Origin of the sequence: Herbinix hemicellulosilytica (assembly GCF_002904165.1) — a bacterium.
In the GTDB taxonomy this organism is placed as follows: Bacteria; Bacillota; Clostridia; order Lachnospirales; family Lachnospiraceae; genus Mobilitalea; species Mobilitalea hemicellulosilytica.
Genome location: NZ_CVTD020000017.1, coordinates 135370 through 149421 on the forward strand (window position 1 = coordinate 135370; position 14052 = coordinate 149421).

General features: G+C 36.5%; 16 protein-coding genes. 2 read left to right on the top strand and 14 right to left on the bottom strand.

The window, feature by feature from the left end:
* Window positions 1–166 precede the first annotated feature (166 nt).
* The 10 genes from HHT355_RS08475 to HHT355_RS08525 form a co-directional block, all read right to left on the bottom strand.
* Window positions 167–952, bottom strand: coding sequence for an inositol monophosphatase family protein (locus HHT355_RS08475; RefSeq protein ID WP_103203010.1), 786 nt, complete (start codon window positions 950–952; stop codon window positions 167–169).
* 367 nt (window positions 953–1319) lie between these two features.
* Complete coding sequence (locus HHT355_RS08480; RefSeq protein ID WP_103203011.1) at window positions 1320–2375, bottom strand: hypothetical protein; 1056 nt, start codon at window positions 2373–2375, stop codon at window positions 1320–1322.
* Window positions 2376–2830: 455 nt separating this feature from the next.
* Window positions 2831–3916 (bottom strand): M42 family metallopeptidase, encoded by a 1086-nt coding sequence (locus HHT355_RS08485; protein WP_103203012.1) that lies wholly within the window; start codon window positions 3914–3916, stop codon window positions 2831–2833.
* 192 nt (window positions 3917–4108) lie between these two features.
* Window positions 4109–5110, bottom strand: a complete 1002-nt coding sequence (locus HHT355_RS08490; RefSeq protein WP_103203013.1) for a DUF2804 domain-containing protein — start codon at window positions 5108–5110, stop codon at window positions 4109–4111.
* Window positions 5111–5389: 279 nt separating this feature from the next.
* A complete protein-coding gene (locus HHT355_RS08495; RefSeq protein WP_103203014.1) occupies window positions 5390–7210 on the bottom strand; it encodes a Sip1-related alpha-galactosidase in 1821 nt (606 codons plus the stop codon).
* 13 nt (window positions 7211–7223) lie between these two features.
* A complete protein-coding gene (locus HHT355_RS08500; RefSeq protein ID WP_146039181.1) occupies window positions 7224–7451 on the bottom strand; it encodes a hypothetical protein in 228 nt (75 codons plus the stop codon).
* Window positions 7452–7577: 126 nt separating this feature from the next.
* Complete coding sequence (gene gtfA, locus HHT355_RS08505) at window positions 7578–9002, bottom strand: sucrose phosphorylase (RefSeq protein ID WP_103203016.1); 1425 nt, start codon at window positions 9000–9002, stop codon at window positions 7578–7580.
* Window positions 9003–9354: 352 nt separating this feature from the next.
* Window positions 9355–10218, bottom strand: a complete 864-nt coding sequence (locus HHT355_RS08515; protein ID WP_158245935.1) for an N-acetylmuramoyl-L-alanine amidase — start codon at window positions 10216–10218, stop codon at window positions 9355–9357.
* Window positions 10211–10666: a phage holin family protein gene (locus tag HHT355_RS08520; RefSeq protein WP_103203019.1), complete on the bottom strand. Its 456-nt coding sequence runs from the start codon at window positions 10664–10666 to the stop codon at window positions 10211–10213. The genes HHT355_RS08515 and HHT355_RS08520 overlap by 8 nt, the downstream gene beginning before the upstream one ends.
* 34 nt (window positions 10667–10700) lie before the next feature.
* Window positions 10701–11216 carry a hypothetical protein gene (locus HHT355_RS08525; RefSeq protein ID WP_103203020.1) on the bottom strand — a complete coding sequence of 172 codons (516 nt, stop codon included), beginning with the start codon at window positions 11214–11216 and terminating at the stop codon, window positions 10701–10703.
* Between the two features lie 276 nt (window positions 11217–11492).
* Here HHT355_RS08525 and HHT355_RS13635 point away from each other — a divergent pair, with 276 nt between their 5' ends.
* A complete protein-coding gene (locus HHT355_RS13635; RefSeq protein WP_158245936.1) occupies window positions 11493–11645 on the top strand; it encodes a hypothetical protein in 153 nt (50 codons plus the stop codon).
* Window positions 11646–11655: 10 nt separating this feature from the next.
* Here the strand turns inward: HHT355_RS13635 and HHT355_RS08530 are convergent, their stop codons facing one another.
* Window positions 11656–12168, bottom strand: a complete 513-nt coding sequence (locus HHT355_RS08530) for a hypothetical protein (RefSeq protein ID WP_103203021.1) — start codon at window positions 12166–12168, stop codon at window positions 11656–11658.
* Window positions 12152–12355 (bottom strand): hypothetical protein, encoded by a 204-nt coding sequence (locus HHT355_RS08535; protein ID WP_103203022.1) that lies wholly within the window; start codon window positions 12353–12355, stop codon window positions 12152–12154. The genes HHT355_RS08530 and HHT355_RS08535 overlap by 17 nt, the downstream gene beginning before the upstream one ends.
* 125 nt (window positions 12356–12480) lie before the next feature.
* On the opposite strand from HHT355_RS08535, the gene HHT355_RS08540 reads away from it, so the two are divergent.
* Window positions 12481–12717, top strand: a complete 237-nt coding sequence (locus HHT355_RS08540) for a hypothetical protein (RefSeq protein ID WP_103203023.1) — start codon at window positions 12481–12483, stop codon at window positions 12715–12717.
* Here HHT355_RS08540 and HHT355_RS13640 read toward each other — a convergent pair.
* Complete coding sequence (locus tag HHT355_RS13640; RefSeq protein WP_158245937.1) at window positions 12698–12874, bottom strand: hypothetical protein; 177 nt, start codon at window positions 12872–12874, stop codon at window positions 12698–12700. The two genes, HHT355_RS08540 and HHT355_RS13640, sit on opposite strands and share 20 nt — an antisense overlap.
* Window positions 12875–13099: 225 nt before the next feature.
* Window positions 13100–14008, bottom strand: coding sequence for an Ig-like domain-containing protein (locus HHT355_RS08545; protein WP_103203024.1), 909 nt, complete (start codon window positions 14006–14008; stop codon window positions 13100–13102).
* Window positions 14009–14052 lie beyond the last annotated feature (44 nt).

Sequence of the window (14052 nt, forward strand, 5' to 3'; positions counted from 1 at the left end):
ACATGAAAAAATCATTTTTCTCTGACCTATGAAATAATGAGATTTCAGTCTGCCAATATAATATACTCCGACTTTTCTCAAATATTTTTTTGTTAACTATTTATATTATAAAACCACCTTAATAAGTTATAAAAAACTTGTATAGGTACTTACTGTAACGAAATTTCTAATCTGTATAAGGTATCATAGGAATTTCATTTTCTACAACCTTTCTTAAAAATTCATAATTTTCTTTTGTATTGGCGCATATTATTGGAATTGCCCGGTCAAAAACCGTAGTATCATATTCAATAGTTCCGATAAATCCTCCCGCTTCCTTAACAATTATTTCACCTGCCGCAAAGTCCCACGGGCATAATCTCAATTCAAAATAAAGGTCCAATCTGCCGGCTGCCAAATAAGAAAGCTCCAAGGCTGCCGAACCGATACGGCGGATATCATCGCATTTAGGATAGACTTCTTCTATAATATTTATGCAATGGTTTAATAAATCCTTATTATATACGCTTAATGAGGTGCAAAACAGTGAACTTTCCAAAGGGCGGTCTGAAACCCTGATAGGTTTTCCGTTAAGATATGCCCCTTTGCCTTCTTCGGCATAAAACATTTCATCCCTGTAAGGATTGTATATAACCCCCAGTACGGGCCGCCCTCTTTTAACCAACGCTACGGATATTGTGCTGGCTCCCAAATCCCTTACGAAATTGGCAGTGCCGTCTATCGGATCAACAACCCATTGGCAGAGTTTATCTTTATTTATCTTAAAATTTTCTTCCCCTAAAAAATAACTATTCTCTACCAAAGGTACCAGCCTGCTTTCCAAAAAGGCCTGAACTGAAAGATCGACAGTAGTTACATAATCTGAAATACTGCTTTTATTTTCAACCTTAAAATTCCTGTTTTCCATAAGTTTAGCGGCTTCACGTACAATCTCTGTGACCTTGTTTAACATTCGCAATCCCTTCCATTTTGCTTTGATTTATATCCGTATATTACCTTATAATAATATCCTTGCGTCATTCCTGCAAGAGTCTGCTTAACATTAATATATCTTAAACATAAGCATATTCAAAATCATCATAATATTTGCGCCAAAAGATATAAAAGCTACACGAACGGTACTTAACTATTTCCTTTAATAATAAGCTCAAAAATGAAATCTGTTATAAACAGACAAAATTCCCACAAACATATTTTTCTGTGTAGTTTCTTTCGGCAAAAAATTTAAGAAGTTTTCAAAAATAAAAAAAGAGAACCTATTAAGGTTCTCATATATCATATAAAATATAAACCATTGGCTACCTATAAATTATTATTTCCTAGTTTACTGCATTTATCTGTCCGCTCACATTTTTTAACGGATAGTTACCGTTATTTCCTACGTATACATAGTATGTTCCTTTTTTTATATTTCTTATATTCGTAAACTCTGCTTCGATTTTATTGCCCTGAACCGTGGTAAATTGTTTCCATTCAACTCCTTTATACTTGCTGATATCATCAGATTCATATAAAGCAACAAAGATATTTTCCCCGGTTTCAGCCGATGCGGTAATTTCATATTTGGAATCTTTCTTAATTTCTATCTTTCCTATGCATACTGCTTCGTTTGCTTCAATAACATCGATATAAAAAGATATCTCTTCATCAGAAGCAGTTACTTTAACTTTTTGCTCTTTATCTTTTTCTTGTTTATCTTTAGCCTCGTCTTCTTTTTCCTCTTTATCAATTATTTCCACTTTGTCATTTACCTGATTATCTGCTTTAAGTACACCTTCAATATTAACTAAAGGCACATTCCCGTTGTTTCCTACATAAACGTAATAAGTTCCTTTATTTCTATCGGTAAATTGTGCCTCAACTTCATTCCCTTGTACGCCAATAAACTGCTTCCATAAAACACCTTTATACTTGCTTATATTATCAGCTTTGTTCAAAGCAACGAATATTTTCTCTCCTTCTTTTGCATTTACATTTATTGAATATACAGACCCTTCCCTAATTTCAATTTTCCCGACACAAACAGCCTCATTAACATCAATAGTATCAATTACGAATGTTAAATCCTCATCTTCAGAAGATGAAAGAGTTTTTACTTTTGCCTCCTTTTCATCAGATGTAAGGGTTTTTACTCTTGCCTCATTTTCATTTGATATGGTTAAATTTAAATTTTTAGTATCAGCATCGGATTGAAAAGATGATGATACTCTATTTTGACCGACTTCTGACAGAGTATCATCTTTTTCAGTACTTTTAGCATATGACTTTATAGCAAATATACCTCCAACGATAATGATTAATAATAACACGGTGAGGGCTATAATATTTTTTCTGTTTAATATCAGTTTTTTACATTTATTAAACCAGGATTTCATACTTTACCACACCTCATATTTATTTTGTCATTATTTTATATCATTTACTCCTATTAGTAAATAATTCCTGTTAATTTTTCACATATTTTTCACAAAATTAACCACCGGCTTTGATATGCCCGCTGGCAGATGCGTTTTTACTTGCCTGCTTATGGGTATCATATCAATTATCCGGTGGTTTTCTTAACATAATTTTTATTCTATTTATAGCCTATAATTTACCGTTTGGGCCACCCGCATTATAAGTCTCTGTTTTTAGCCTTCCATTCATCTCTTGAAATCTCCAGATATGTTTCTCCCTCTTCCAGATAAGCCGGTCTTGGTTTTGATACAAAGCCTAAATTTTCATACAGTTTCCATGCCTTATGATTATCCGGATGAGGCTAAACATAAACCGCATTTGCTTTTACTTCCTTGTTTATTTTCGCTTTTTTACTAAATAAGCTGTATCTTGTTTAGAAACCTTTAATTATATCTTCATTTAATTCTTTTAAAATCTCGCAAGCCAGTCTGACACTTAAGTCAAAGTCGTAATAGGCCGAAATTCCATAATGGGTGTGGGCATATCTTACCGGAATGCCGATTACAATCGTAGGAACTCCTTCATTGGATAAATGTATGGAAGCTGCGTTGGTAGAACCTCCGGCTCTTACCGCTTCCTGAACCTGAAGTCCTTTTATAGCCGCCAGATCCAAGGCAAAACGTTGGAAGCGGTAATTGGTAATCATCCTGGCATCAAAATGCCTTAGCATCGGACCTTTCTTTATGGCTGTCTGCATCTCATAGGTATTGGCAAAGGTATCGTCAGCGGGACAGCCTTCTAATACTATAGCCACATCCGGCTTTATAACCCTTGACGTAACCACAGCCCCTCTTGCTCCAACTTCCTCCTGAGAAGCTATTCCTGCTGCCACATCGACATTTAATTCCTTGCCTTCCAATGCTCTTAAGGTACTTATAAGAGCCGCACATCCCAAACGGTTGTCAAAAGCTTTTCCCATCATGACATCATGTTCGTCGTCATATGTAAACTCGGCAAAAGGAACGATAGGCTCGCCGATACGGATTTTGAAATCTTTTACGGCCTCTTCCATTGATCTTGCCCCTATGTCCACATAAAGCTGGCTAAATTCCAAAGATGACTTTCTTTCAAATTCGCTCATGTAGTGAGGAGGCTTACTCCCGACAATACCTGGTATGTATTTGCCTTCGCCGTTTCTTACCCATACCTTTGTAGCCGGAATATTTGTAGTAACCCAGCTTCCTATAGGTACAATCTGCAGACAGCCGTTAGGACGGATTGCCTGTACCATAAATCCGACTTCATCGCTGTGGGCATCAAGTTGTACTACGGGCTTATTGCCGGTATTTTCTTTGCGGTAAATAAAAAGATTTCTTAGTGTATCTTCTTTTATTAATCCCAGCCCTTCACTGTAGTTTCTGGCAATATTTACGACCTGGTCTTCAAAGCCGGATACCCCCATGGCATTGGACAGGTCTGAAATCATCTTTAAGTTTTCCTCTTTGCTTAAGTAGTTCATGTCAAAGTCTCCTTGTCTGTTTGTATATGATTATTAACAGTTACGTTTATATTCTTGATATCATTTAATGTATGGCTTTTTGCTTCTTAAGCTATCCATTTCAAGGTTTTATTATATTAATTTTTATGAATTGATCATGTAACCGCCTTCTTATCCGATCAAGGGGAGGGGCTTATATTATCAGCTTATTGATTACCAGTTGTTAACCGCATGCTCGGCAAAGGATATCAGATTTTCAATCTTTAGTTCGGTTCCGTCATCTAAAACCGCCTTGCCTTTAAATTCGCCAAACATCTGATGACAGCAGTTATTTACCCACAACAGCTTAGTGCGGGTTGTCCGGTCATATGTCGGTGAAAGGGTCAAATCCAGCCTTCCATCTTTATCATAAATATGCCAGGGTTTCATATAGTCTGAGCCCAGTTCAAATACTACTTCCCCCAGTTTATGAACCGTGTCCCCGTAAAACAGGATGTTTTCGGTAGCATGGCTTGTATTGCCAAACCCACAGCCCAAATTAAAACCGAAAATTTTATCCCCAATATAGCCGGTACCGTTACTCCAATACCATTCATTATGGAAGGGCCAGACACCCCTGCCCCAGTCCAAAATCCCGAAGAAATCTTCCGGTGAAAAATAATATTCGCGGTCCCCGTATTTTACCTTACCCTCAGCTATCATGCAGTTTATTTTCTGGTTATAGTAAAACGCCTTTGGGGATTCATCAAAGGGTATATTAATAACCAGGGAGTTATCGTTCTGTCTGGTTAGCAATATTTCAGCCTCAAAATCATCCCACTTAAAATACAGGTGCCTTGTCTTTTGCTTTGCTTCAATGCGCATCATACCGGCTTTTCTTTTAAATTCTATCACATGGTCTTTTTCAGCATCCTCCGGCAGATGTAATGAATTAAAAGGAATAACCAGAAATGTTCCTTTCTCTGCCAATTTTACTCCCTCGGCAAAATCAAAAAACATAATACCTACCTGACCTGCATAGGAAGCATGTCCGACAGTAAATTGCAGGCACATCCTTTTGTCTGATACCTGATAAAAGTCCCATTCCTTAATCCTGAACGGTGATGCCTTGATGTCTTTCCTTCTGTATGTGCGAATACTTTTGGTTGAATATCCCGGAATAGGCTCACCCTTTTCATTAAGCACAGGCCCCGGTTCCAGAAACTGCTTTTGCATTATATAACCCCCCATTTCTACATTATATTTAATTGCTACACTTAAATTACGCAAAACCCCATTTAGTCAGAATAAAAAATTAACTCCCATAAGTACCTAAAGCAGGTTATTAATCATAGCACTTACACTATAGCAATTTATCCTTTATCAAAACAGTATTATATAAAACTAAATGTAATTTTACCATACATCAAATTTTTTTACCATAAAAAACACCCGGTTATAAAGCCGGATGTTTTGATAAGTTCCGAGTTTATTTGTTCTATTATGAAACTTTGCTTATTCAATATGTATTGATATTTCATTTTTATATTCTGATAAGTCAATTTTATAAAGGTTATCTTCTTTTATAAGTTTATCTGTCAAATCAAAACCGTTTACTATTACATACTTTGGATCCACTTTGGAATGAAAAGCAAATATCCCTCCCTCTTTCAATATTATTTTCTTTTTATTGTTTTCTGATATACTTGAAACAATAGGATGGGTACATATATATTTATTAGTTAAACCGATTGGTGTTATCAAATCCTCAACAGGAACAAACAATACTAAAGCATAGCCGTCATTATTAATATTTACTTTAATTCTTTCATCTTTTTTTACCTGAATGTATTTTCCTTCAAACCACAAATATGCACCAAATACTTCCCCATCCAAATCATATATATCCGATGGAGATATTTCGGTATTAACAGCACCACTGTCTTTACCTAAATGAAAGACTGCAACAGCTCCCGTACCGTTATATGTATTTGTTAACTTCAGTATACCGCTTTCTAACGGCGAATTGAAAATACAGTCCATGGTTGGCTTTGCACAGCGATCCATACGAAGTAATCTGCCGTCATTATAAACTAACGGCATAATTTCTTCACATTCTGATTCGCCAATGGGATCACTGCAATAAACCGGCCCTCCGCTGATTGCCCGTAATAATGCATGCCTTTTTACATCCGGATGATTTGTCCAGAACATATCAAAGTCACATACGTAAACATTATCATGATATAATCCGTTGTATGCATTCTGCAACAGATGTTCTGTAAAATTTTCTTCATCTTTTGGAACAAAATCATCACTGTTTCGTGAAATACATGATAAAGGTCTGCTTAATAAATTTTCCATAGCCATACCCATACAATTTATGATATTTCCGTTCATAAAAAGTGATACTGCTGCCTCTAATGCCATATGGGTTCCGGCTGCGGCTTTCGCTATTTCTACATTATTTTTATAGTAATTTTTCAAGGCACTCTGCCCGTCTACTTTGACAAAATCAATTCCTTGATTTTTCAAATAAGTATAAAAGTTTCTCCAAAATCCGAATCCCTTATCCGGGTCATAATGAGGAATTAGCTTTCCGTTCTTGGTTTCATACATATATTGCCTTAAGTCTGATGCCAATTTTGATTCCGGATGGATACCGTTCCAATAACCGCCCAAAGCATGCCATACACCTACCCATTTTATGTTTGATTCATTTTTTATGGTTTTAGTTAGACACTGAAATTCATTGGGAAACTTTTCTGTATCAGGCCGAAAATCGGTCAAACCCTGATCTTTTATATTCAGCCAACCGTCATCTATTAAAAGCCATCTGATCGGCAACTGTTTTTCTTTTATTTCATTTACCTTTTCCAGTAATTTTTCCTCGGATACATCCGTATAAAACGCATCCCAACTGCACCATCCGAAGTAATCGAACATCTTAGGATACTTTCGGTCTTTTTTCATGGGGATCTTCTTTAGTTCGCAAGCCTTTTTAAACCCTTCTTCAATAGCTTTATAAAGATCACTTCCTTCACTTGATATAAAAAACACATCATTAACATTACTAATTCCGGCTGTATAAGCTGTCAGCTCAAATAATATTGAGTTTGATGCCTCCCCTGAAATAAATGCTTTCATTTTCTCCCCGACCATTGGCATTAAAAAACCATAGCTGTTTTTTCCTTCTAAAAATAAAGCCTGAGTCTTTTCAGGAATTTCCTTAAATGATTTAATAAATGCAGGGCGGCTCCACCAGTCCCTACACATATAGGCTGCGCAAAGACTAACCGGGATTTCATCAAATGTTATTGATATTTTAATCGGCATCTTTTCTGTAAGGTTAAAATTTTCTAAAATCTAAAATAGGATGGTTATTTATTTTAACCGATATTGAACCTGTGCAGATATTATCTTCTTTGGTTATATAAACGGCAGCATTAACGCCTCGGTCCTCATGGAGGAAAATATATTGCTCATAGCCTGCCGTAATTGTTTTGTCTTTAAATTTAAGCGGCAATATACCATTCTCCAATTCTAAAACTAAATTAATATCTTTTATTTTAAACATTTTATACCTTCTTTCTTTTTTGTAAGCCTGATCTGTTAAATACATATAAGAATATTTATCCTCATAAGAGAATATCTCCATCCGAAAAAGAATGGAGATATGTAAATTAAGGCTATTTTATTCCGATTAATCTTTCGAAAAATCAATACTAAATTCATAACTTTTTAAATCGGCATCAAGTATAGCATAATGATTTTCGTATTTTCTGGTTATCTTTAAATTGCTTCCTTTACTTTCGACGATACAGTCTCCGTCAATATTGAATGCCTTATGACTGTTTCGGAATCTCATAAGCTCAAGCAACTTTTGCACAACCGGTCTATTTACTTCCCTTTCTATTTCGTCTAAGGTGTAATTATGACGATTTATATTTCTGCCAAACTTAGTACGTTCCATAAATTCCAAATCGTTTTTTCCGGCCAGCAGTCCCACGTAATATACCTGAGGAATTCCCGGTGCAAAAAATTGAATAGCTCTTGCCAAAAGATATGCCTGATCGTTATCTCCGAGAGCAGAATAATATGTGCAATTGATTTGATAAATATCCAAGTTGTTGTAGGCTGACGTATTATAAATCTTTTTTACGTTTGCACCATAACGGAAAATATCTTCCTGAGTACGGTTGATTTCGTTATCGGGAAGTAAGTCTTTTACGTCAACAACCCCTATACCATCATGAGTATCCAATGTGGTAAACTGCCTTCTGGGACACATGTCGAGCCAATTTTTTAAGTATTTTCCTTCACCATAATATAAGGCATGAATTAACAGCATAGGTAAGGCAAAATCATATGTATAATACCCCTTATCAGCTATCTTCATCTGTAAGGAATAATGCTCGTGAATTTCCGGTAATAAAATAATATTATATGGTTCAAGTACTTTATCACACAACTCTAACAGTTCCCATACATCCGGCTCAATAAAGAAGCAGCTGGTTCCTGCCTTCTTTGTAGCATAAGCAAAAGCATCAAGCCTTATTATGCTTGCACCGTGTTCGGCAAGAAAAGATAAATTTTCTTTTATTAACTTTTTAGCTATATCTGATTTACAGTTAATATCTATCTGCTCTTCGTCAAAAGTACACCATACTTTCTCCGTCGTTCCGTCTGCAAATTTTGCCTCGACATAAGGAGCTCTTGGTTTTCTCTTATATATGGCATCAAGCTGCTCTTTGGTCGGTTCACCGTTTTCCCAAAATTTCTTATATCTTATAAACAGATCATGATAGGGGGAATTGTCTTTATTATGTAAAAAATCTTTATAATATTCGCTCCTGGCAGAAATATGATTAATCATATAATCATACATCATATAATACCGTTTGGCCAGTTCCATTACATCTTCCCAATTGCCGAAAGCCCTTTCTACTTCCCTATAGGTAATCGGTGCAAACCCTCTGTCACCGGATGACGGGAAAAAAGGAAGCAAGTGAATTCCACCGATTGCATCTTTAACATATTTATTTAAAGCGAAGTTAAGTTCTTTTAAATTTTGCCCAAACGAATCAGGATATGTAATAAGCATTATTTTGTTATCTATTTTCTTCATATGTATACTCCATGTCATTGTAATTCTGTTTATTTTTAGTCATCGATGCAGTCAACACCATAGTCCTTCCAATCCAAAGAATCATCACTGAACACAAAAAGAAAGAAAGTTTATCTGCTATTACTCCTGCCATACTATTTTTTAATTTATATACAAAGCTATGTTGACGCGCAGAATTCTTTTGGAATAGATAGCAATGCAGTGGAATCCTTAATTTTTGACGGTGTAGAATACATTTCACAATAATTTTAACCCCATAAAACCAAAAATAAGGCGGGTTTAGTCCATATATGACTAATTACCCGCCTTATTTTTGGCTTTAATTTGACCTAAATTACGCAGTCAGACAAGGCTATTTTATCCTCCCCTCGGCCAGCGCTTCCCGGGTAGACACGCCAATCTTTTTCCCGTCGTCATTCATGTGCCTACCCCATCCCAGGGCATCCCAGTACATCAGGACCGCTATACGAGTTTTCGGGCCGTAGTCGCCGTCAACCTGTAGAGGGACGATTCCAGGAATTGCAGGATAGATTTTCGGCAATACAATATTGAGCCTTTCCTGCAACCATTTTATATCTTCCGCGGGCGATTCGGGGGTTATGGCTTTACTTGGCATGGTCGTCTTTTTTGGTAACTTAAAATATTTTGCTATAACCTTAGCCTGTGTCTGTGCTAATCTCCTTAAATTCTCTTCTTTTAAAAGCCATTCTGTACTTCTCGGATTAGTATGGAAACTATTTTCTACAATATAAAAAAGAGGGCAACCTGCATCATCAGCCCCTCTTAATACGCCATAATATTCCCAATCACCTTTTTCGGATTTTTTCGTTGCCGTTCTAGGAGCCTGTTTAGTTCCCATTGTTTCGGCTATTGCCTTTGCAAGTTTCATGGCCAGTTCATCTGCATTATTTTTATTTTTATAAGACCTGTAAACAACCACATAATCCACGGATTCATTTATGCCGGTTCCGACTGCATTACTGTGGTTAGATATAAACAGATCACAGCCTTTTGCTTTCTGCCCTCTGCTATATAAAGCCAGGTCCTTAGTTTGGTCTGTTCTTGTGGTTATAACTTCGCAATCTTTATATGTAAGCAATTCTTCTTTCAGATGTTCAGTCAATTTCCACATTGCTTCGGATTCATAATAAGCCTTATTACAGGGAGACTGATTATATTTGCCGTAGTGGCCGGCATCAAGACATATTTTAACCATTTGCATCATCCTTTACTTTTGCTTTTTCCTCAACTTGCTTTTTAACATTTTCAACAAGGGGCTGCAAAAATGGCGGTAGCTTCACGCCAATGTCTTTAATATTTTCTAAAATTGATATCAGTTCATTGCATATAATCCAGATTGCCACTACACAAGCAATCAAAAATGTAAATGGCATTTTAATTCCTATTATATCCCCAGCGTATAGTATAAGTTGGTCTACTAATGCCCCGACAATTACTAACAGCCACATACAAATCTTTTTTGCAATACCCCGGAATGATTTGTAACTGTTGATAGGCTCGTCCCGATATTTGCTTGCGATTAGACCGGTTACATAATCAACCAGGTTGCTTAATATCATAAGCAAAACCGGGATTGCTAAGGCACCTAGCCATGATGCAATTACAGAGAATATTGTTGTAAATATCGTTTTGAATTTGTTCATAATCTTGCCTTCCTTTCTTTACAAAATAAGAGCCCTACGGCTCAAAATCTTCCTCATCGTCTGTTTCTTCTGTTTCGGTTTCTTCGTCCGGAATCTCTGGTTCTTCCGGTTTGGCTTCAGGATCGAGGGTTTCTTCATCTCCGGTTCCTGGTTCTTGAACGTCAGGTCTTTCTGTTTCTTCAGATGTGTCAGACTCTTTTTCTGCTATCAAGTTTTCGACTTGTGATTTAAGTCTTTTTACTTCTTCCTGCAGCTCTAAAATTAGCTTTTCCGTTGCATCTGTGCTAAATTCCGCTGTATATGAACCATCGTCTTTCCTAGACAGAACTTTCAACTTTACACAATCAGTCAAAACGTCAGCCACATTTCCGCTGTCAAACTTACATTCAATCCTGCAAACATTGCTATATTCAGAAAACATTTCGAATAATACGTCATACGGAAGATCTGTTTGGAAGCAAATCGTGCGAGTTTTACTCATGTTATTTGGAAATGTGATAGGTGGTATAGTTTTAAGTACAACACCATTATTCAATACAAAATTTTGCATATTCCAACTCCTTTCTAAGCATAAAAATAAGCCCGTCTTTGGGCTACGGTTGATAAGCTAAATAATAAGTTAGCTGTACAAACCGTTGACTTGTCAACAATTTTAACGGTCGAAAATCCGAAACATACAATTCTATACGCTCGAGCTATGAAATACGGAAATATAGTGACATTATCGGTACGACTTGCTACAAGCGATAAATTCTCGAATTACGAAGTACAAACTTTTACGTTGCCTAATGGGTATAAACCACTTATTTCAGTTAGAGTTCCGTGTATGCTGCATAATAATCCTATTGATAATCCGGCATTCGGGTACACAGATATAGGATACTGCGCAATAGAGATAGGCGGTGCTTTTATGATACGGAATTTTACTGGTAGCACCGCTAAATATGCAATTGTAAGCGTTACTTATATAGCAACCTAAATAGCTATATTTAACTTGCATAGAACTGTGCTTGAGCGCTGTAGTAAAGTGCTGTTGTAAAACTTGAATCATTAGCTAAATACAAATTACCATTTTGGTTTAGGTACATTATAGCTCCGTTCGTTCTCCCGGTACTGTCTGCTAGTTGAATTAGTACATTTCTTTCGGGGCGATATCCGACTGGCAAAGTGGTTATTATTGTTAAACCTGTAACGGTGCCTGGATTAAGTGAGATTAAAACCAACCTAACTTCATTAAGACCATTTTTTGTGTATCTTATAGTGCCAGTCCAGCCATTTTGTAAAGTAGCGGTTTTCCACTCTTCCCAAGCTAACTTATTATTTAGCTCATTTACTGCCGACACCAAACTGGATTTATTTGATGTATTTAGTTGCGCTAAATCACCAATGGCCTTATCGTTATCGTCAATACCTTTATCCATCTTGTTAAGATTTTCGGCACTTATCGGCGTTGCCACATTAGGTTTATTCTGCCAATTTATTCTATTATACCTGTATGCCATCTTTCTTCTCTCCTTCCTCATAAGCTTTGCGTTCATTGGCAATAGCTATAGCATTCTGCGCCTGTACCTGGGGTACAAATTCGTTAAGTATCATTAAGAGTATCCCAGGAGGTAGCTGCGCTTTATTAATTGCTGCAGCAATATCTTCTTTGGCTTCCTGGATGCGCAGATTAATGCCTTTTTCCATCTATATTCCTCCTTTTTGAGTAAAAAATAAACAGCGTAATGCTGTCAAAGCTTGTTGTATTATGGTAAATCGTGGTATAATCTCCTTATCAGCTATGCTGAAACACATAGGAAAGGAGGGTATATATGCATAAATATGAGGTTAATCGCGGTCAAACATTAAACATCCTTACACCATTTAATATCAAATTCACAGACATAAAAACTGAAACCGTTGTTAAAAATGACAGCGTGATACTTAAGTCCGAATACCCGAATGGGCTTTATATTGAAATAACTCAATATAACGACAAAATCATTCTTTTAAGCAATCGAGAATTGATTGATAATGGCGATGGCACTTTTACTGCACCTGCGCAATAATACCATTATTGGTAACCGATAAACTGCTTTTTCCAATGCTGGAATAAAGCTTTTTATCATCAATCTTTAGTTTTATATCTTGCTGGCCTTGGACCTGTTTTTCAAGGTCAGCAATTCTTCTTTCTATAACCTGTATTCTTTTCTTAGATATAAACATATCCATACTCCTTTCTTTGCATAAAAAGAGCAGCCTGTTTTGGCTGCCCTGATATACTTATTTAATTGATATTATTCTGTCGGCTCTGTTACGCTTATATCGCACCGAAGTACTATAACCTGTCTGTCCGGAGATGTAATTGTGCATGTTACATACGCATCCCCCTTTCTTTGCATATAAAAAGAGCAGACCTTTTCGATCTGCTCTGTGAATAATTTTCTATTTTTATTCTTCTGGTTCCGTTACCGTTACATCACACCGGAGGACAATTACCTGATTTTCCGGTGTCGTAATCGTGCATGTTACATATGCTTCGCCTGGACCGACTGCAGTTACTTTGCCGTTACTAGAATTAACTTTTACAACGCTCCGATCTGAGCTTACCCAGCGATATTTAGATTTTGCTATTTTATTTTCTAAGTTTATATCAAATTTGTCGCCAACTTCTAAATCTAATTGTGTTTCGGTTAAAACAGGAGCGTTATCGTCATAACCAACAATAACAAGTGATTTTAAAGTCTCCACCGTGCCGTCAGGTAAAGTTATTTCACACGTTATAATCGCTTCGCCCTCGGAAACCGCCGTTACAAGACCGTTTTTTATATTAACTTTAGCAACCGATGGATTAGAACTTGTCCATTTGTATTTACTGCCAGAAACTTTATTGATTAGGTTAATATCATAACTCGTTAAAGTGTCGAGTGTTACTCTTATAGCAGTCAATGATGGAGTAGTAGGCTCGTCAATTTCTTCTATATCTTCCACATCTCTAGGCCGAACATTTACCTTTATTGTTCCGGTAACAGGCTCGTATCTATCATCTGCTGGAGTAAATACCCATTCTAAATCCCATAAGCCTAATCGTGTATTGTTGTAGTTAGGGTATGTGAACGTACCTTCGACCTCTGCTTCGTTTATAGTTATCCTGATTTGTGGGAGCTCTCCAATTATGTCACCGCCTTCTACCATATCAAAAATTTCTTTTTCTGTAGGAGCCATGACAAGCAGTCTATATTCTTCCCCGTTTTTATCTTTCTTTATCTCGATACCTCTTGCTCTAACCGGCATGTAATTAGTTATTAAGAGCGTCATTATTAAAGTTATCACGGAAACAAATTTAACCCTCTTTTTCACCTGTGCCACCTCCTGTTATTATAATACTATAGAATTTACCATAA